18 protein-coding genes and 1 riboswitch are annotated in these 18,765 nt (G+C 51.7%); of the genes, 9 read left to right on the top strand and 9 right to left on the bottom strand.

What is annotated here, in order from left to right; genetic code table 11:
• Position 1 precedes the first annotated feature (1 nt).
• The 6 genes from mraZ to leuO all read right to left on the bottom strand — a co-directional run bounded on the left by mraZ (position 2) and on the right by leuO (position 5,724).
• Positions 2-460: a division/cell wall cluster transcriptional repressor MraZ gene (mraZ, locus tag FEK42_RS19835; protein ID WP_064525207.1), complete on the bottom strand. Its 459-nt coding sequence runs from the start codon at positions 458-460 to the stop codon at positions 2-4.
• Positions 461-1,059: 599 nt separating this feature from the next.
• A complete protein-coding gene (gene cra / locus FEK42_RS19830; protein ID WP_064525210.1) occupies positions 1,060-2,064 on the bottom strand; it encodes a catabolite repressor/activator in 1,005 nt (334 codons plus the stop codon).
• A gap of 81 nt (positions 2,065-2,145) precedes the next feature.
• Positions 2,146-2,232 (bottom strand): hypothetical protein, encoded by an 87-nt coding sequence (locus FEK42_RS19825; protein ID WP_032160836.1) that lies wholly within the window; start codon positions 2,230-2,232, stop codon positions 2,146-2,148.
• 11 nt (positions 2,233-2,243) lie between these two features.
• Positions 2,244-2,735, bottom strand: a complete 492-nt coding sequence (gene ilvN, locus FEK42_RS19820; protein WP_001252744.1) for an acetolactate synthase small subunit — start codon at positions 2,733-2,735, stop codon at positions 2,244-2,246.
• Between the two features lie 2 nt (positions 2,736-2,737).
• The gene (gene ilvI / locus FEK42_RS19815) at positions 2,738-4,462 is read right to left on the bottom strand and encodes an acetolactate synthase 3 large subunit (RefSeq protein WP_130204910.1); all 1,725 of its coding nucleotides are present in this window, start codon (positions 4,460-4,462) and stop codon (positions 2,738-2,740) included.
• A 317-nt stretch (positions 4,463-4,779) separates the two neighbouring features.
• Complete coding sequence (leuO, locus tag FEK42_RS19810) at positions 4,780-5,724, bottom strand: transcriptional regulator LeuO (protein ID WP_130204908.1); 945 nt, start codon at positions 5,722-5,724, stop codon at positions 4,780-4,782.
• A gap of 659 nt (positions 5,725-6,383) precedes the next feature.
• On the opposite strand from leuO, the gene leuL reads away from it, so the two are divergent.
• The 5 genes from leuL (at position 6,384) to leuD (ending at position 11,242) form a co-directional block, all read left to right on the top strand.
• Complete coding sequence (leuL, locus tag FEK42_RS19805; RefSeq protein WP_001300467.1) at positions 6,384-6,470, top strand: leu operon leader peptide; 87 nt, start codon at positions 6,384-6,386, stop codon at positions 6,468-6,470.
• 90 nt (positions 6,471-6,560) lie between these two features.
• Positions 6,561-8,132 (top strand): 2-isopropylmalate synthase, encoded by a 1,572-nt coding sequence (leuA, locus tag FEK42_RS19800; protein WP_000082807.1) that lies wholly within the window; start codon positions 6,561-6,563, stop codon positions 8,130-8,132.
• Complete coding sequence (gene leuB / locus FEK42_RS19795) at positions 8,132-9,223, top strand: 3-isopropylmalate dehydrogenase (RefSeq protein ID WP_130204904.1); 1,092 nt, start codon at positions 8,132-8,134, stop codon at positions 9,221-9,223. Before leuA ends, leuB begins: the two co-directional genes overlap by 1 nt.
• A gap of 2 nt (positions 9,224-9,225) precedes the next feature.
• The gene (gene leuC / locus FEK42_RS19790) at positions 9,226-10,626 is read left to right on the top strand and encodes a 3-isopropylmalate dehydratase large subunit (RefSeq protein ID WP_138211932.1); all 1,401 of its coding nucleotides are present in this window, start codon (positions 9,226-9,228) and stop codon (positions 10,624-10,626) included.
• Between the two features lie 10 nt (positions 10,627-10,636).
• A complete protein-coding gene (gene leuD, locus FEK42_RS19785) occupies positions 10,637-11,242 on the top strand; it encodes a 3-isopropylmalate dehydratase small subunit (protein WP_130259626.1) in 606 nt (201 codons plus the stop codon).
• 107 nt (positions 11,243-11,349) lie between these two features.
• Here the strand turns inward: leuD and sgrT are convergent, their stop codons facing one another.
• Positions 11,350-11,481, bottom strand: coding sequence for a glucose uptake inhibitor SgrT (gene sgrT, locus FEK42_RS19780; RefSeq protein ID WP_135491908.1), 132 nt, complete (start codon positions 11,479-11,481; stop codon positions 11,350-11,352).
• Between the two features lie 88 nt (positions 11,482-11,569).
• On the opposite strand from sgrT, the gene sgrR reads away from it, so the two are divergent.
• The 4 genes from sgrR to thiQ all read left to right on the top strand — a co-directional run bounded on the left by sgrR (position 11,570) and on the right by thiQ (position 16,640).
• Complete coding sequence (gene sgrR, locus FEK42_RS19775; RefSeq protein WP_135491907.1) at positions 11,570-13,225, top strand: DNA-binding transcriptional regulator SgrR; 1,656 nt, start codon at positions 11,570-11,572, stop codon at positions 13,223-13,225.
• Positions 13,226-13,258: 33 nt separating this feature from the next.
• Positions 13,259-13,358: riboswitch (TPP riboswitch) on the top strand.
• Positions 13,359-13,388: 30 nt separating this feature from the next.
• Positions 13,389-14,372: a thiamine ABC transporter substrate binding subunit gene (thiB, locus tag FEK42_RS19770; RefSeq protein WP_131161255.1), complete on the top strand. Its 984-nt coding sequence runs from the start codon at positions 13,389-13,391 to the stop codon at positions 14,370-14,372.
• Positions 14,348-15,958 (top strand): thiamine/thiamine pyrophosphate ABC transporter permease ThiP, encoded by a 1,611-nt coding sequence (thiP, locus tag FEK42_RS19765; protein WP_135491906.1) that lies wholly within the window; start codon positions 14,348-14,350, stop codon positions 15,956-15,958. Before thiB ends, thiP begins: the two co-directional genes overlap by 25 nt.
• Positions 15,942-16,640 (top strand): thiamine ABC transporter ATP-binding protein ThiQ, encoded by a 699-nt coding sequence (gene thiQ, locus FEK42_RS19760; RefSeq protein ID WP_135491905.1) that lies wholly within the window; start codon positions 15,942-15,944, stop codon positions 16,638-16,640. The genes thiP and thiQ overlap by 17 nt, the downstream gene beginning before the upstream one ends.
• Before the next feature lie 76 nt (positions 16,641-16,716).
• Here thiQ and FEK42_RS19755 read toward each other — a convergent pair whose 3' ends face one another.
• Together FEK42_RS19755 and araC are read right to left on the bottom strand one after the other, a co-directional pair.
• Positions 16,717-17,481 carry a DedA family protein gene (locus FEK42_RS19755; protein WP_130217442.1) on the bottom strand — a complete coding sequence of 255 codons (765 nt, stop codon included), beginning with the start codon at positions 17,479-17,481 and terminating at the stop codon, positions 16,717-16,719.
• Positions 17,482-17,566: 85 nt separating this feature from the next.
• A complete protein-coding gene (araC, locus tag FEK42_RS19750; protein WP_130205064.1) occupies positions 17,567-18,445 on the bottom strand; it encodes an arabinose operon transcriptional regulator AraC in 879 nt (292 codons plus the stop codon).
• Between the last annotated feature and the right edge of the window lie 320 nt (positions 18,446-18,765).

Here is an 18,765-nt window from a genome sequence, read left to right as displayed (position 1 = left end):
TTTATAGAGACAAGTCCTGCAGTCGCTCCGACAAGTTTTCGGTAACAGACTGTTCAGCGTCGATATCTTCCCTGACCTGTTGATGCCAGGTCGTTTCATCCCACAGTTCGAACTTATTGAACTGCCCGACCAGCATCACTTCTTTCGTCAGCCCGGCATGCTGCCGCAACACAGGCGCGATTAATAATCGACCTGCGCTATCCAGCTGACACTCACTGGCATGCCCTAACAGAAGGCGTTGAACACGACGTTCAACAGGGTTCATGCTCGAAAGACGCGATAATTTGTGCTCGATAATTTCCCATTCAGGAAGGGGGTAAAGCAGCAGGCACGGGTGATGAATGTCAATGGTACACACCATTTGACCGGCAGCGCTCCCGAGCAGTTCTTCCCGATAACGGGTAGGCACCGATAAGCGCCCTTTACTGTCGAGATTGACTAACGTTGCTCCCCGGAACATGCCAGTCTCCCCCCGATTACCACTTTATCCCACAAATTCCCACTAAAAGGAGTTTACGGAGCGGAGGAAAAGCTTGTCAAGCCAGGAACATTCCTTACCGAAGCAAAAAACCCAATGTTTACGGCTAATATCTGCATTGTTTAAAAATCGCCCAACAAACGAAGCAAATTAACGTCATGAATAGTTGTAAGAAAAAATCCCATTCATCATTACCGTTTTAAAAACGACTCAATTTTCCTTAATGGAAATATAAAGTGTCAGTTTGCGACGCGAGCGGCATTTTAGGACATATCTCCCCCGGATAACAGTCCCTGTTGCACGTGCGCCATGCCTGATGCCAGCGACTTTGAACAAAAGTTTAGAAAAGTGTTTGTTTAATCGGCAATTGCCGATTTGCTTGTAACAAAATAATGCAATTGCAATCTACCGTTACGAGTTAATTATCATTCAACGCAGCGAATGGAGTTAATTGGCAGGATATTCAGGAGGGCTTATGGATAATTGTCCAGAATAGTCTTATTTACATTATGGATATCGATGTCCAATTACGTACTCAATGCGCCAGAGGTAAAATCCACTGGCGCATCTTTTCGTAATGTTTATCTACGGCTTAGTACACCACGACGATAAAGATTACGTTTAATGCGTGTTAAGCCTGGTTTTGGTTTGCGCGGTTCGTCCAGACTGGCGAGCACAATCTCCAGTACGCGTTCCGCAACATCGCGATGACGCTGGGCTACCGCCAGTACCGGACACTGTAAGAAGTCGAGCAATTCGTTGTCACCAAAGGTCGCAATTGCCAAATCAGAAGGCAGTTTGCCATCGCGGCGCAGCGTGACATCCATAACGCCTTGCAACAACGCAAATGAGGTGGTGAACAGCGCCTGCGGCATCGGATGCGTTTCCAGCCATTTTTCGAATAACTGGGCAGCGGTTTCCCGCTCATAACTGTTGGCATAAAGGAAATGCACTTCGCGTGGATCATCTTTCCAGGCGGTACGGAAACCCTGCTCGCGCAGGAAGCTGACAGAAAGCTCCGGCAACGCGCCAAGATAAAGCACCGTCTCAGCAGGAAACTTACGTAACTCTTCGGCCAGCATTTCTGCATCATCCTGGTCGGCACCCACAACGCTGGTGAAGTGTTCACGATCGAGGGCGCGGTCCAGCGCGACAATCGGGAACGGGTCGTTAGCCCAGCGTTGATAAAAAGGATGCTCCGGCGGCAGCGACGTCGAAACAATGATGGCATCGACCTGGCGCTGCAAAAGATGCTCAATACAGCGCATTTCGTTGTCTGGCTGATCTTCGGAACAAGCAATCAGTAGTTGATAACCCCGTTGCCGCGCCTGACGTTCAAGATAATTAGCGATACGGGTGTAACTTGTGTTCTCCAGATCGGGGATCACAAGACCAATCGAACGTGTGCGTCCAGCACGAAGCCCAGCAGCCACGGCATTTGGGTGGTAATTGTGCTCACGCACCACTGCCATGACTTTTTCAACGGTTTTGTCGCTCACACGGTATTGCTTCGCTTTGCCGTTAATAACATAGCTTGCAGTGGTCCGCGACACTCCCGCCAGCCGAGCGATTTCATCCAGTTTCACAATTGCCCCTTGAGTAAAATGTAAAAACCATACCCATTGTACTGGCATGGGTTAAATTCATTAACATCTAAGCGCAGAAAATTAACTGCGGCAACTGCTTTTATTCCAGGTTCCCACTGAATTCGCAAAAAAAGCCCAACGTGACATGTTGGGCTGTAAATTGCGCATTGAGATCATTCTCAACGCATTATTTTATCGCCGCGCGAAAGTCCTACTACGCCGGAACGAGCGACCTCCACAATTTTCGCCACATCGCGAATCGATGCTAAAAATGCATCAAGCTTATCGCTGGTTCCCGCCAATTGAACGGTATAAAGCGATGGCGTGACATCAATGATTTGCCCACGGAATATTTCCGTATTTCGCTTCACTTCATCACGTCCGTAGCCACTGGCCTGAATTTTCACCAGCATGATTTCCCGCTCAACATGCGCCCCCTGCCCCAGTTCGCTAACACGCAGCACATCGACCAGCTTGTGTAATTGCTTTTCAATCTGCTCCAACACTTTTTCATCGCCCACGGTCTGGATAGTCATACGCGATAATGTCGGATCGTCGGTTGGCGCAACGGTCAGGCTTTCAATGTTATAGCCCCGTTGGGAAAAGAGGCCGATCACGCGGGATAACGCGCCTGATTCATTTTCGAGTAATACGGATAATATCCGGCGCATAATCAGGTTCTCTCCGTTTTGCTTAACCACATTTCATCCATTCCGCCGCCACGAATCTGCATCGGGTAGACGTGCTCGCTGCCATCAACAGTGACATCAACAAACACCAGGCGATTATTGCGGACCTGTTCCAGTGCCTCGCTAAGTTTGTTTTCCAGCTCTTGCGGATGAGAGATCTGGATCCCAACATGGCCATAGGCTTCCGCCAGACGAACGAAATCCGGTAGCGACTGCATATAAGATTGTGAATGGCGGCCGGAATAGATCATGTCCTGCCACTGCTTCACCATCCCCAGATAGCGGTTATTGAGATTCACCACCAGCACCGGCAGTTCATATTGCAAAGCGGTAGACAGTTCCTGAATGTTCATCTGAATGCTGCCGTCGCCAGTGACACAGACCACGGTTTCTTCTGGCAATGCCATTTTGACACCCAGCGCCGCAGGCAAACCAAAGCCCATAGTGCCGAGGCCACCGGAATTGATCCAGCGGCGCGGTTTATCGAAAGGATAATAAAGCGCGGCGAACATCTGGTGCTGCCCGACGTCGGACGTGACATATGCATCACCTTTCGTTAGCCGCCAGAGTGTCTCGATCACCGCTTGCGGTTTAATCTTTTCGCTCTGAGTGTCGTATTTAAGGCACTGGCGAGCGCGCCACTGTTCAATCTGTTGCCACCAGTCACGAATTTCATCCAACGGTTGGTGAGCCGTTTCTTGTGCCAGCAACTCCAGCATTTGATCCAGCACCAACCGCGCGTCACCAACGATCGGAATGTCGGCGGTAACGGTTTTTGAGATCGACGTAGGATCGATATCAATATGTAAAACCGTTGCATTCGGGCAGTACTTGGCCAGATTGTTAGTGGTGCGATCGTCAAAGCGCACGCCGACCGCAAAAATAACATCGGCATTATGCATGGTCATATTGGCTTCGTAGGTGCCGTGCATTCCCAGCATCCCCAGCGCCTGACGATGCGTTGCCGGAAACGCCCCCAGCCCCATTAATGAAGAGACAACGGGAAGATTAAGCTGCTCAATAATCTGTTTGAGTTGTTGATGGCAACTCGCAGTCACGGCGCCGCCGCCAACGTAAACTACCGGTTTTTTCGCTGCCGCCAGTGTCTGCAATGCGCGTTTAATCTGCCCCTTATGACCCAGTGTGGTCGGGTTATAAGAGCGCATACTGACCGACTCCGGCCAGACGTAGGGTAATTTGTTCGCCGGATTAAGAATATCTTTCGGTAAATCAACCACCACTGGCCCAGGACGACCACTTGCCGCCAGCCAGAATGCTTTTTTCAGCACCTGAGGAATATCTTCCGTTTGCTTAACCAGGAAACTGTGTTTTACCACCGGGCGGGAAATTCCCACCATGTCGCACTCCTGAAAGGCATCGTAGCCTATCAGCGAGGTCGCTACCTGACCAGAAAGGACAACCAAGGGAATGGAGTCCATATAAGCAGTAGCGATACCGGTAATCGCGTTAGTCGCCCCAGGACCCGACGTCACCAGCACGACCCCCACTTCCCCGGTTGCACGTGCCAGGCCATCGGCCATATGCACAGCCGCTTGCTCATGACGAACTAATACGTGATCGATACCCCCCACGGTATGCAATGCATCGTAAATATCAAGGACCGCGCCTCCGGGATAACCGAATACTTGTTTAACGCCCTGATCGATAAGCGATCGGACGACCATCTCGGCTCCAGACAACATCTCCATGGCCTGCCTCACTGTTTGGCGGAAAAAATGTGTAAAACACATTAACCGTCCGATCTTGCTTAAGCAATTGGCAGACAGAGTCACAAACGTGAAGAAATAAGAATAAACAGGAGGAAAGGAGAAAAGAAACGATAAAATACTCCAGAATGAAGGCGTAAATTGATAATAAATTGGCTAGATTCGGCTACTTACAGCAATTTCTCTATTTTTTTAATTTTTCATGAAATCTGGCGCACATGCATTTAGAACAAAATTCTACATTTAATAAAAAAAGCAGAATAAACCAGAAAGGAATGCCTGATTTATTCTGCTTTTGTTTAGCGTTTACATATAGAGACTAATTGCTCTTCCATCCACTGATGGCCTTTATCGCGCCCGGCAGCCTCATGCCAGGAGAGATAACAGGTTCTGCTATTCTGTTTTAACGGCAGCGGTAATATCTGTAATTCTAAAGATTCGGCGAACTCTTCAGCCAGCCAACGAGGCGCAATAGCGACCAGGTGAGTCTGCGACACCACGCTAAGGACGCTCATCATTGCCATGCCCTGATAAGCAATACTGGCTTGCTTATCTACTGTGTCGTACCACGGTTGACTAAATGAGGCGAAACGATCAAGCGAAACCGCCGCATGTTGTTCGTTATAAACATCATGTTTCAGTAATGGACCTTTAATATGCGGATGGTTCTTACTGGCTACCAGCACCATTTCATCTTTAAATAACGGCACACTGGTAAATTCAGGGCGGTGGAAATCTTCATAACTTATAACGAACTCCGTTTCCTGATAGCGCAACTGATGTTCAGTGTTCTGATTTAATGAAGACTTGAACATAACATGTATATTTGGCGCAATCTGCTCAATGTGATTATAAATCTGCGAGGTCAGAATGCTGTCTAACGGGCTGCAAACACAGAGATGGAATACCCGCTCGCTACTGGCAGGCTCAAAACCTGAACCCGGTAATTCGTTTTGCACTAATTGCAGCGCCTGGCGCACAGAGCCAAAAAGCTGAAATGCGCGGGCAGTCGGTTGGATACCACGACCATAACGAACAAACAACTCGTCATTAAACATCACTTTCAGGCGTGCAACAGCGTTACTGACCGCAGGTTGCGACATTCCCAGAACATGAGCGGCACGAGTAATATTCTGCTCCTGCATCACGGCATCGAAAACAGTTAATAAGTTTAGATCGACCATGCGCAGCTGTGGCTTACTAAAATCTGCTGGTTCTGGATGATCTGTTTTTACCTCTGGCATACTTAACTCCACTGTCACACTTAACTCCCTTTTCCTTACCGGAATGCAGAAAAAAATAATCCTGAAAAATATGATTTACCATACATATAAAATAAGAAAAAGGAAAATGAGTAAAATTAGGAAAACATAAAGATAAGAGTTCTGTTTAAAACAAAACCCACCGCCGCGCAGAGAGTCATCCACCACAGCATGATTATCTATAATGTTTTTGTCACACAAACAATATAATCATAATCACCATGAATGCTCAATCATCCGTGATATGTATAAAATCGCCACTTTAATTAAAAATTTATATATTAATCACCCATATATTCCTTATTAACTTATCAATAATATAAGCCTCATCAATAATTAAACATTCATAAAATAAATAATTACAGAAAAATCATCAGGATGGGTTAGGTAATTGATACTATCTATATGCATATCACTTATTGATTAAATGCAATAAATTATGCTGAAGTATGTCAATTAATGAAAAGTGTGATCTGGCTGACAGAAATTAATATTGTTGGTTTATGTATACACAGCACAATTAGCTAATTTGATACATGCAAAATTACCGCTGAAAAGCCGCTTTTCTTACTACAGGGTTGACATCCGTTTTTGTATCCAGTAACTCTAAAAGCATATCGCATTCATCTGGAGCTGATTTAATGACTCACATCGTTCGCTTTATCGGTCTACTACTACTAAACGCATCTTCTTTGCGCGGTAGACGAGTGAGCGGCATCCAGCATTAAGCCAGCACGCAGTCAAAAAAAACCCGCGCCATTGCGCGGGTTTTTTTATGCCCGAAGCGAGGCGCTCTAAAAGAGACAAGGACCTAAACCATGAGCCAGCAAGTTATTATTTTCGATACCACATTACGCGACGGTGAACAGGCGTTACAGGCAAGTCTGAGTGCGAAAGAAAAACTGCAAATTGCGCTGGCCCTTGAGCGTATGGGTGTTGACGTAATGGAAGTTGGTTTCCCCGTCTCTTCGCCAGGCGATTTTGAATCGGTGCAAACCATCGCCCGCCAGGTCAAAAATAGCCGCGTATGTGCGTTAGCTCGCTGCGTGGAAAAAGATATCGATGTGGCGGCTGAATCTCTGAAAGTCGCCGAAGCCTTCCGTATTCATACCTTTATTGCTACCTCCCCAATGCACATCGCCACCAAGCTGCGCAGCACGCTGGATGAAGTGATCGAACGCGCTATCTATATGGTGAAGCGCGCCCGTAATTACACCGATGACGTTGAATTTTCTTGCGAAGATGCCGGGCGTACCCCGATTGCCGATCTGGCGCGAGTGGTCGAAGCGGCGATTAACGCCGGTGCCACCACCATCAACATTCCGGACACCGTGGGCTACACCATGCCGTTTGAGTTCGCCGGAATCATCAGCGGCCTGTATGAACGCGTGCCTAACATCGACAAAGCCATTATTTCCGTACACACCCACGACGATTTAGGCCTGGCAGTAGGTAACTCACTGGCGGCGGTACATGCCGGAGCGCGGCAGGTAGAAGGCGCAATGAACGGGATCGGCGAACGCGCCGGAAACTGTTCGCTGGAAGAAGTGATCATGGCGATCAAAGTTCGTAAGGATATCCTCAACGTCCACACAGCCATTAATCACCAGGAGATATGGCGCACCAGCCAGTTAGTTAGCCAGATTTGTAATATGCCGATCCCGGCAAACAAAGCCATTGTTGGTAGCGGCGCATTCGCACACTCCTCCGGTATCCACCAGGATGGCGTGCTGAAAAACCGCGAAAACTACGAAATCATGACACCAGAATCTATTGGTCTGAACCAAATCCAGCTGAATCTGACCTCTCGTTCAGGCCGTGCGGCAGTGAAACACCGCATGGATGAGATGGGATATAAAGAAAGTGAATATAATTTAGACAATCTGTACGACGCCTTCCTGAAGCTGGCAGATAAAAAAGGTCAGGTGTTTGATTATGACCTGGAAGCGCTGGCCTTTATCGGTAAGCAGCAAGAAGAGCCGGAGCATTTCCGTCTGGATTACTTCAGCGTGCAGTCAGGTTCTAACGATATTGCCACTGCCGCCGTCAAACTGGCCTGTGGCGAAGAAGTCAAAGCAGAAGCCGCCAACGGTAACGGTCCGGTCGATGCCGTCTACCAGGCGATAAACCGCATCACTGACTATAACGTCGAACTGGTGAAATACAGCCTGACCGCCAAAGGCCACGGTAAAGATGCGCTGGGTCAGGTGGATATTGTCGCCAACTACAACGGTCGCCGCTTCCACGGCGTCGGCCTGGCCACCGATATTGTCGAGTCCTCCGCCAAAGCCATGGTGCACGTACTGAACAATATCTGGCGCGCCGCAGAAGTCGAAAAAGAGTTGCAACGCAAAGCTCAACACAACGAAAACAACAAGGAAACCGTGTGATGTCGAAGAATTACCATATTGCCGTTTTGCCCGGAGATGGGATCGGGCCGGAAGTGATGACCCAGGCGCTGAAAGTGCTGGATGCCGTGCGCAACCGCTTTGCGATGCGCATCACCACCAGCCATTACGATGTAGGCGGCGCAGCCATTGATAACCACGGACAGCCGCTGCCGCCTGCGACGGTTGAAGGTTGCGAGCAAGCCGATGCCGTGCTGTTTGGCTCGGTAGGCGGCCCGAAGTGGGAACATTTACCACCAGACCAGCAACCAGAACGCGGCGCGCTGTTGCCTTTGCGTAAGCACTTCAAATTATTCAGCAATCTGCGTCCGGCAAAACTGTATCAGGGGCTGGAAGCATTCTGTCCACTGCGTGCTGACATTGCCGCTAACGGCTTCGACATCCTGTGCGTGCGCGAACTGACCGGCGGCATCTATTTTGGTCAGCCAAAAGGCCGCGAAGGTAGCGGACAATATGAAAAAGCGTTTGATACCGAGGTGTATCACCGTTTTGAGATCGAACGCATCGCCCGTATCGCGTTTGAATCTGCCCGCAAGCGTCGTCGCAAAGTCACCTCAATCGACAAAGCCAATGTGCTGCAATCCTCTATTTTATGGCGGGAAATTGTTAATGAGATCGCCATTGAATATCCGGATGTCGAACTGGCGCATATGTACATCGACAACGCCACCATGCAGCTGATTAAAGATCCATCACAGTTTGACGTTCTGCTGTGCTCCAACCTGTTTGGCGACATTCTGTCTGATGAGTGTGCGATGATCACTGGCTCGATGGGGATGTTGCCTTCCGCTAGCCTGAACGAGCAAGGTTTTGGTCTGTATGAACCGGCGGGCGGCTCGGCACCAGATATCGCAGGCAAAAACATCGCCAACCCGATTGCGCAAATTCTGTCGCTGGCGCTGCTGCTGCGCTACAGCCTGGATGCCGATGATGCGGCTTGCGCCATTGAACGCGCCATTAACCGCGCATTAGAAGAAGGCATTCGCACCGGGGATTTAGCCCGTGGCGCTGCCGCCGTTAGTACCGATGAAATGGGCGATATCATTGCCCGCTATGTGGCAGAAGGGGTGTAATCATGGCTAAGACGTTATACGAAAAATTGTTCGACGCTCACGTAGTGTACGAAGCCGAAAACGAAACCCCGCTGTTATATATCGACCGCCACCTGGTGCATGAAGTGACCTCACCGCAGGCGTTCGATGGCCTGCGCGCCCACGGTCGCCCGGTGCGTCAGCCGGGGAAAACCTTCGCCACCATGGATCACAACGTCTCCACCCAGACCAAAGACATTAATGCCTGCGGTGAAATGGCGCGGATCCAGATGCAGGAGCTGATCAAAAACTGCAAAGAATTTGGCGTCGAGCTGTATGACCTGAATCACCCGTATCAGGGGATCGTCCACGTGATGGGGCCGGAACAGGGCGTCACCTTACCAGGGATGACCATTGTCTGCGGCGACTCGCATACCGCTACCCACGGCGCTTTTGGCGCACTGGCGTTTGGTATCGGTACTTCTGAAGTTGAACACGTGCTGGCAACGCAAACCCTGAAACAGGGCCGCGCGAAGACCATGAAAATTGAAGTCCAGGGCAAAGCCGCGCCGGGCATTACCGCGAAAGATATCGTGCTGGCAATTATCGGTAAAACCGGCAGCGCTGGCGGCACCGGGCATGTGGTGGAGTTTTGCGGCGAAGCAATCCGTGATTTAAGCATGGAAGGTCGTATGACCCTGTGCAATATGGCAATCGAAATGGGCGCGAAAGCCGGTCTGGTTGCACCTGACGAAACCACCTTTAACTATGTCAAAGGCCGTCTGCATGCGCCGAAAGGCAAAGATTTTGACGATGCCGTCGCCTACTGGAAGACCCTGCAAACCGACGAAGGTACAACTTTCGATACAGTTGTGACTCTGCAAGCAGAAGAGATCGCCCCGCAGGTCACCTGGGGAACTAACCCCGGCCAGGTGATCTCCGTGAATGACAATATTCCCGATCCGGCTTCGTTTACCGATCCGGTTGAGCGCGCGTCGGCAGAAAAAGCGTTGGCCTATATGGGGCTGAAACCGGGTATTCCATTGACCGAAGTCGCTATCGATAAAGTGTTTATCGGTTCTTGTACCAACTCACGTATTGAAGATTTACGCGCGGCGGCGGAAATCGCCAAAGGGCGAAAAGTCGCGCCAGGTGTACAGGCACTGGTGGTTCCCGGCTCTGGCCCGGTAAAAGCTCAGGCGGAAGCGGAAGGTCTGGACAAAATCTTTATTGAAGCCGGTTTTGAATGGCGCTTGCCTGGTTGCTCAATGTGTCTGGCGATGAATAACGACCGTCTGAATCCGGGCGAACGTTGTGCCTCCACCAGCAACCGTAACTTTGAAGGCCGCCAGGGGCGCGGCGGGCGCACGCATCTGGTCAGCCCGGCAATGGCTGCCGCCGCTGCTGTGACCGGACATTTCGCCGACATTCGCAACATTAAATAAGGAGCAGACCATGGCAGAGAAATTTATCAAACATACAGGCCTGGTGGTTCCGCTGGATGCCGCCAATGTCGATACCGATGCGATTATCCCGAAACAGTTTTTGCAGAAAGTGACGCGTACAGGTTTTGGCGCGCATCTGTTTAACGACTGGCGTTTTCTGGATGAAAAAGGCCAACAGCCAAACCCGGACTTCGTGCTGAACTTCCCGCAGTATCAGGGCGCTTCCATTTTGCTGGCGCGGGAAAACTTCGGCTGCGGCTCCTCGCGTGAGCACGCGCCGTGGGCATTGACCGATTACGGTTTTAAAGTGGTGATTGCGCCGAGTTTCGCTGACATCTTCTACGGCAACAGCTTCAACAACCAGCTGCTGCCGGTGAAATTAAATGATGACGAAGTGGATGAGCTGTTTGCGCTGGTGAAAGCCAATCCGGGGATTCATTTCGACGTGGACCTGGAAGCGCAAGAGGTGAAAGCGGGTGAGAAAACCTATCGGTTTAGCATCGATGCCTTCCGCCGCCACTGCATGATGAACGGGCTGGACAGCATCGGTCTGACGCTGCAGCACGACGACGCTATTGCCACTTATGAAGAGAAGCAACCAGCGTTTATGCGTTAGTTTGTACGCCGTCCGGCACTCAATCGCCAAAAAGAAAAAAGCCAGCAGGTATTCACTGCTGGCGTGGCGATTAACACCAATACTCAGTCACACATGATGTCCGCAAATCAGTATTCAGAATCACTCCCCTCCCACTGCATCAGCTCTTCAAGCATGGTTAATCGTTGTGGAACGCTTAACCAACGCAGCCAGCACAACGTCGCTGTCGCGGTAAAGTAGTGCTGATAAAACTGACACATGGGACACCTCCTTGCTTCATCGTTAAGAATTATTGACTTAATATAGGGAAAATAAAATTGCTGACTTTTGCGCAGGAGTTCCCCTTTTATGCCATCAGCTCGTCTGCAACAACAATTCATCCGCCTGTGGCAATGCTGCGAGGGTAAATCGCAGGACACGACGCTCAACGAACTGGCGGAGTTATTGAGCTGCTCCCGTCGTCATATGCGCACCCTGCTCAACACCATGCAGGATCGCGGCTGGTTAACATGGGAAGCTGAAGTTGGGCGCGGTAAACGTTCACGTTTGACCTTCCTGTATACCGGGCTGGCGCTTCAGCAACAGCGGGCAGAAGATTTGCTTGAACAGGATCATATCGACCAACTGGTGCAACTGGTTGGCGACAAAACGGCTGTGCGGCAAATGCTGATTTCCCATCTGGGGCGTAGCTTCCGCCAGGGGCGGCACATCCTGCGCGTGCTCTACTATCGTCCGTTGCGTAATCTGTTGCCTGGCAGCGCATTACGCCGTTCCGAAACGCATATCGCCCGGCAAATCTTCAGTGCGTTAACCCGCATAAATGAGGAAAATGGGGAACTGGAGGCGGACATCGCCCACCACTGGCAGCAAATTTCCCCACTCCACTGGCGCTTCTTTTTGCGCCCCGGGGTCCATTTTCATCATGGTCGTGAACTGGAAATAGACGATGTGATCGCCTCGTTGAAGCGGATCAATACGCTGCCGCTCTATTCCCACATCGCTGAAATTGTGTCGCCGACGCCCTGGACGCTGGATATTCATCTCACTCAGCCAGATCGCTGGTTGCCGTTACTGCTGGCGCAAGTTCCGGCGATGATCCTGCCGCGTGAATGGGAAACCCTCAGCAATTTTGCCAGCCACCCTATCGGTACCGGTCCGTATGCGGTAATGCGTAACAGCACTAACCAACTGAAAATTCAGGCATTCGATGATTTCTTCGGTTATCGGGCATTAATCGACGAAGTTAACGTCTGGGTCTTGCCGGAAATTGCCGATGACCCCGCTGGAGGCCTGATGCTGAAAGGGCCGCAGGGCGAGGAAAAAGAGATTGAAAGTCGCCTTGAAGAAGGTTGCTACTATCTACTGTTCGACAGTCGCACCCATCGCGGGGCGAATCAGCAAGTCAGAGACTGGATAAGCTATGTGCTTTCGCCGACCAATCTGGTTTATTTCGCCGAGGAACAGTACCAGCAACTGTGGTTTCCGGCCTATGGGCTGCTCCCCCGCTGGCACCACGCCCGCCCAACACATTGCGAAAAACCTGCCGGGCTGGAACATCTCACCCTGACCTTTTATCAGGATCATATTGAACATCGGGTGATTGCCAGGATCATGCAGCAGATTCTGGCAAGTCACCAGGTCACCCTGCAAATCAAAGAGATCAGCTACGATCAGTGGCACGAAGGTGAGATCGAAAGCGACATCTGGCTTAACAGCGCCAACTTTACGCTGCCGCTGGATTTTTCGCTGTTTGCGCATTTGTACGAAGTACCGCTGCTACAACACTGTATTCCTCTCGACTGGCAAGCCGACGCCACGCGCTGGCGCAACGGCGAGATGAACCTGGCGAACTGGTGCCAGCGGTTAGTAGCCAGCAAAGCGATGGTGCCGCTGATCCACCACTGGCTGATTATTCAGGGGCAACGCAGTATGCGCGGCCTGCGCATGAACACCCTCGGCTGGTTCGATTTTAAATCAGCGTGGTTTGCGCCACCGGATCCATGATTGCTGGTTGATAACAAAATCACTACACTAACGCCGTTCTCAACGGGGTGCCACGCGGACGCGTGCGCTGAGAAAATACCCGTCGAACCTGATCCGGATAACGCCGGCGAAGGGATTTGAGGCTCCTTCTCAAGTCCTTTGCCACTCTTTTTTGAGGTGCAAAGTGTTAAAAAAATGTCTTCCCCTGCTGTTGCTGTGCACAGCGCCTGTTTTCGCTAAACCCGTTCTGACTGTTTATACCTACGATTCCTTCGCCGCCGACTGGGGGCCTGGTCCGGTGGTCAAAAAAGCCTTTGAAGCCGACTGTAATTGCGAACTGAAACTGGTGGCGCTGGAAGATGGCGTTTCGCTTCTCAACCGTCTACGGATGGAAGGCAAAAACAGCAAAGCCGATGTGGTGCTGGGGCTGGATAACAATCTGTTAGACGCCGCCAGTAAAACCGGACTGTTTGCCAAAAGCGGTGTGGCAGCGGATGCAGTAAACATTCCCGGCGGCTGGAATAATGACACTTTCGTACCGTTTGATTACGGCTACTTCGCCTTCGTCTATGACAAGAACAAACTGAAAAATCCGCCGCAAAGCCTGAAGGAGCTGGTTGAGAGCGATCAAAACTGGCGAGTGATTTATCAGGATCCGCGTACCAGTACGCCGGGGCTTGGCTTGCTGTTGTGGATGCAAAAAGTCTATGGCGATGACGCCCCGCAAGCCTGGCAGAAGCTGGCGAAGAAAACTGTCACGGTCACCAAAGGCTGGAGCGAAGCCTACGGCCTGTTTTTAAAAGGCGAAAGCGATCTGGTACTGAGTTACACCACCTCTCCGGCTTATCACATTCTCGAAGAGAAGAAAGATAACTACGCCGCTGCGAACTTCAGCGAAGGTCACTATCTGCAGGTGGAAGTTGCCGCCCGCACCGCTGCCAGCAAGCAGCCGGAGCTGGCGCAAAAATTCCTCCAGTTTATGGTTTCTCCGGCTTTCCAGAATGCGATTCCAACTGGCAACTGGATGTATCCGGTAGCAAACGTCACGCTGCCTGCCGGGTTTGAACAATTGACCAAACCAGCAACCACGCTGGAGTTCACGCCAGCCGAAGTGGCGGCACAACGTCAGGCATGGATTAGCGAATGGCAACGCGCCGTCAGCCGTTAATTCCCGGCTGGTTAATTCCAGGTGTAAGCGCCGCTACGCTTGTGGTGGCGGTTGCACTGGCGGCGTTTCTCGCCCTGTGGTGGAACGCACCGCAGGGTGACTGGGCAACAATCTGGCAGGACAGCTACCTGTGGCATGTGGTGCGTTTCTCCTTCTGGCAGGCGTTTCTTTCGGCGCTGCTCTCTGTCGTTCCTGCGATTTTCCTCGCCCGCGCCCTCTACCGCAGGCGCTTTCCGGGGCGGCAGGCGCTGTTGCGTCTGTGCGCAATGACCTTGATCCTCCCGGTGCTGGTCGCCGTTTTCGGCATTCTTAGCGTCTATGGTCGCCATGGCTGGCTGGCATCGCTCTGGCAATCGCTTGGTCTGGAGTGGACCTTTTCGCCCTACGGCCTGCAAGGTATTTTGCTGGCGCACGTATTTTTTAATCTGCCGATGGCGAGCCGCTTATTACTCCAGGCGCTGGAAAACATTCCCGGCGAGCAGCGCCAGCTTGCTGCCCAGCTTGGGATGCGCGGCTGGCACTTCTTTCGTTTCGTCGAATGGCCGTGGTTACGGCGACAAATTCCGCCGGTTGCTGCGCTTATCTTTATGCTCTGTTTCGCCAGCTTCGCCACCGTGCTATCGCTGGGGGGCGGTCCGCAGGCGACCACTATCGAGCTGGCAATCTATCAGGCGCTGAGTTACGACTACGATCCTGCCCGCGCGGCGATGCTGGCGCTGATCCAGATGGTGTGTTGTCTTGGGCTGGTGCTGTTGAGTCAGCGACTAAGTAAGGCCATTGCGCCCGGCACCACGCTGCTGCAAGGCTGGCGCGACCCGGGCGATCGTCTGCATAGCCGCATTTGCGATACGGTATTGATCGTGCTGGCGCTGCTGCTGTTGCTGCCACCGTTACTGGCGGTGATTGTCGATGGGGTAAATCGCCAGTTGCCGGAAGTGCTGGCACAACCGGTGCTGTGGCAGGCGCTGTGGACCTCGTTGCGTATTGCGCTGGCGGCAGGTGTATTGTGCGTAGTGCTGACCATGATGCTGCTATGGAGCAGTCGCGAACTGCGGGCGCGGCAAAAAATGCTGGCGGGTCAGGCGCTGGAGATGAGCGGCATGTTGATCCTCGCCATGCCGGGGATTGTGCTGGCAACGGGCTTCTTTTTGCTGCTCAACAACACTATTGGCCTGCCACAATCTGCTGACGGCATTGTGATTTTCACCAATGCGTTAATGGCGATCCCTTACGCGCTGAAGGTGCTGGAAAACCCAATGCGCGATATCACCGCCCGCTACAGCATGTTGTGTCAGTCGCTGGGCATTGAAGGCTGGTCGCGCTTAAAAGTGGTGGAGCTGCGCGCTCTGAAACGTCCGCTGGCGCAGGCGCTGGCCTTTGCCTGCGTGTTGTCGATTGGTGATTTTGGCGTGGTGGCGTTGTTCGGTAACGATGATTTCCGCACCCTGCCGTTTTATCTCTACCAGCAAATTGGCTCCTATCGCAGCCAGGACGGCGCGGTCACCGCGTTAATTCTGCTGCTGCTCTGTTTTCTGCTGTTTACCGTGATTGAAAAACTACCGGGGCGAAATGTTAAAACTGACTGATATCACCTGGCTTTACCACCATTTGCCGATGCGTTTTAGCTTAACGGTGGAGCGCGGCGAGCAGGTGGCGATCCTCGGGCCAAGCGGCGCGGGTAAAAGTACCCTACTGAATTTGATCGCCGGTTTTCTGACGCCAGCCAGCGGTTCGCTGACTATCGACGGCGTTGATCACACCACGACGCCGCCGTCACGCCGTCCGGTATCGATGCTGTTTCAGGAGAACAACCTGTTCAGTCACCTGACGGTCGCGCAGAACATCGGGCTGGGGCTTAATCCAGGACTGAAACTGAACGCGGCACAGCAGGAGAAAATGCATGCTATCGCACGCCAGATGGGGATTGATAATTTAATGACGCGGTTACCGGGCGAGCTTTCCGGCGGTCAACGACAGCGCGTGGCTCTGGCGCGTTGCCTGGTGCGCGAACAGCCGATTTTATTGCTCGATGAACCGTTCTCGGCGCTCGATCCGGCGTTACGTCAGGAGATGTTGACGCTGGTCAGTACAAGCTGCCAGCAGCAAAAAATGACGTTATTGATGGTGTCGCACAGTGTGGAAGATGCGGCGCGGATAGCCACGCGCTCGGTGGTGGTCGCCGACGGGCGCATCGCCTGGCAGGGTATGACCGATGAGTTGTTGAGTGGTAAGGCGAGTGCTTCGGCGCTGTTGGGAATTACAGGTTAATATGCACTGTCGGATGCGGCGTGAACGCCTTATCCGACGTTTTGTCCGCATCAGGCGCCCCGCACAAGACTATCCTCTAAACCCCAACCACTTTACGCAATATATCGATATACACCGGCATCAACGGATGGCGAATTAACACCACCAGCGCCACAACACCAACACCAGAAATTAGCGGCGCCAGCCACAGCAGATGACCACGCGACAAATAATGACTTAAACGATCGGTTACCTTGCCGCTGCGCCATAATCGCCAGCACAACCAACCGCCAACCCACAAAAACACCGCCGTCGCCAGCAGCAACCATTTAAACTCGCCACTCTGCATTCCGGCAGGAATATCGATCGCCGCGCCCGCCAGAATCCCCGGCAGGAAGTAAAACGGAGGCCATAACAGGCAGCCGATAATATTTGGCGTGATAAATTTCGCCACAGGCAGATCCAGCATCCCCGCCACCATTGGCACTAGCGGGCGCGTCGGCCCGACAAAGCGTCCGACCAGAATGGTAAACATGCTGTGTTGATGCAGCGCATGCTCGGTCTTATCGAGTAACGCTTTGTTTTTCTTAAGAAATGACCAGCGATGCAGCGGCTTTTTAAACCGCCAGCCCAGCCAGAAGGAGATCCAGTCGCCCATCAGGCAGCCAACAATCCCCGCCAGCCAGGCGTGCCAGAAACTTAACTCGCCGCTACCTATCAGCGCCCCCAGCCCCGCCATCAGCACCGTACCGGGCAGAATCAAACCGACCAGCGCCAGTGACTCCAGAAAGGCCACCAACACCACCGCCATCAATGAATACACAGTGGATTGGGTAATAAAGTGTTCCAGCAATGCTTGCATAATGTGCCTGTCAAATGGACGAAGCAGGGATTCTGCAAACCCAATGCTACTCCGTCAAGCCGTCAATCGTCTGATTCGTTACCAATTATGACAACCTGAGAGCTACATCATTCACTTTTTCTTCACAACCGGCACGAAACTCGCTCGGGCTGGCGCCTGTACATTTTTTAAATACCCGCGAGAAATAGAGTTGATCATCAAAGCCAACATTGCGTCCGACTGTGGCGATAGGCATACGAGTCGTGCTCAATAGCAGCTTCGCCTGACTGATGCGTTGATCTTCGCGCCAGCTTAAGACACTAATCCCTAATTGCTGGCGGAACAGATGCGACAGACGCGACGGAGACAAGCAGACATGCTGTGCGACACTGGCGATATCAAAATTGCTGTCCGCAAGGTGATCGCTGATGTACTGACAAGCCTCACGTACCCGATTATCCATTGGCGGATGTAGCGACTCATTAATGACTTCCATGCGCCGCAGTAACAATTGCTCAAGAAGATTTATCGCCAGCAACTCCGAATAGCGCCCTTCCACTTGTCCGGCATTGATAATTTGCCCGAACAAATCGCTGAAATGCGGCTGATGCGCTTCGTTCGGGCGAAAGAAACCGGTATTGGCAAATATCGACGGCCAGTTAAGCCATTCGTGCCAGTAAGCGCGGGGGCGAAAGTAAACCCACTGGTGATACCATTCGCGGGCCTCCGGATGACGACCGTAGTGATGAATTTCTCCCGGCGGGAATAGCAAAATATCGCCTGGTCGGCAGACAAATTCTCGCCCCTGGTTTTTCACTATGCCCTGTCCGCGAATGGTGAGATTGAGAATATAGCCTTTCATTCCCAGCGGTCGGTCGATAAAAAAATCGAGATAACCGTTGGCCTCAATCGGCGTTAAACCCGCCACCAGATGGGCGTTGAACGAGTAACCCGGCAGCAAGGGATCATTTTGCGCTTCAGCCATACTTTTCATACTCCCGCCATTCAGAGAAGAAACCAATTGTCCATATTGCATCAGACATTGCCGTCACTGCGTCTTTTACTGGCTCTTCTCGCTAATCCAACCGGCAACCCCGCTTGTGAAAAGCATTTTGTAACAAAGGGGGGCAATAGCCATAACAAAAACGCGTAACAAAAGTGTCTATAATCACGGCAGAAAAGTCCACATTGATTATTTGCACGGCGTCACACTTTGCTATGCAATAGCATTTTTATCCATAAGATTAGCGGATCCTGCCTGACGCTTTTTTTCGCAACTCTCTACTGTTTCTCCATACCCGTTTT

The sequence above is a fragment of the Escherichia sp. E2748 genome (assembly GCF_005781125.1).
Classification (GTDB): domain Bacteria; phylum Pseudomonadota; class Gammaproteobacteria; order Enterobacterales; family Enterobacteriaceae; genus Escherichia.
This window is presented reverse-complemented; position numbering and strand designations above follow the sequence as displayed.

Coding starts and splice junctions, on each gene's coding strand:
- mraZ (WP_064525207.1), bottom strand. CDS start 460: ATGTTCCGGGGAGCAACGTTAGTCAATCTCGACAGTAAAGGGCGCTTA.
- FEK42_RS19825 (WP_032160836.1), bottom strand. CDS start 2,232: ATGCGCAATTTACAGCCCAACATGTCACGTTGGGCTTTTTTTGCGAAT.
- ilvN (WP_001252744.1), bottom strand. CDS start 2,735: ATGCGCCGGATATTATCCGTATTACTCGAAAATGAATCAGGCGCGTTA.
- ilvI (WP_130204910.1), bottom strand. CDS start 4,462: ATGGAGATGTTGTCTGGAGCCGAGATGGTCGTCCGATCGCTTATCGAT.
- leuO (WP_130204908.1), bottom strand. CDS start 5,724: ATGCCAGAGGTAAAAACAGATCATCCAGAACCAGCAGATTTTAGTAAG.
- leuL (WP_001300467.1), top strand. CDS start 6,384: ATGACTCACATCGTTCGCTTTATCGGTCTACTACTACTAAACGCATCT.
- leuA (WP_000082807.1), top strand. CDS start 6,561: ATGAGCCAGCAAGTTATTATTTTCGATACCACATTACGCGACGGTGAA.
- leuB (WP_130204904.1), top strand. CDS start 8,132: ATGTCGAAGAATTACCATATTGCCGTTTTGCCCGGAGATGGGATCGGG.
- leuC (WP_138211932.1), top strand. CDS start 9,226: ATGGCTAAGACGTTATACGAAAAATTGTTCGACGCTCACGTAGTGTAC.
- leuD (WP_130259626.1), top strand. CDS start 10,637: ATGGCAGAGAAATTTATCAAACATACAGGCCTGGTGGTTCCGCTGGAT.
- sgrT (WP_135491908.1), bottom strand. CDS start 11,481: ATGTGTCAGTTTTATCAGCACTACTTTACCGCGACAGCGACGTTGTGC.
- sgrR (WP_135491907.1), top strand. CDS start 11,570: ATGCCATCAGCTCGTCTGCAACAACAATTCATCCGCCTGTGGCAATGC.
- thiP (WP_135491906.1), top strand. CDS start 14,348: ATGGCAACGCGCCGTCAGCCGTTAATTCCCGGCTGGTTAATTCCAGGT.
- thiQ (WP_135491905.1), top strand. CDS start 15,942: ATGTTAAAACTGACTGATATCACCTGGCTTTACCACCATTTGCCGATG.
- FEK42_RS19755 (WP_130217442.1), bottom strand. CDS start 17,481: ATGCAAGCATTGCTGGAACACTTTATTACCCAATCCACTGTGTATTCA.
- araC (WP_130205064.1), bottom strand. CDS start 18,445: ATGGCTGAAGCGCAAAATGATCCCTTGCTGCCGGGTTACTCGTTCAAC.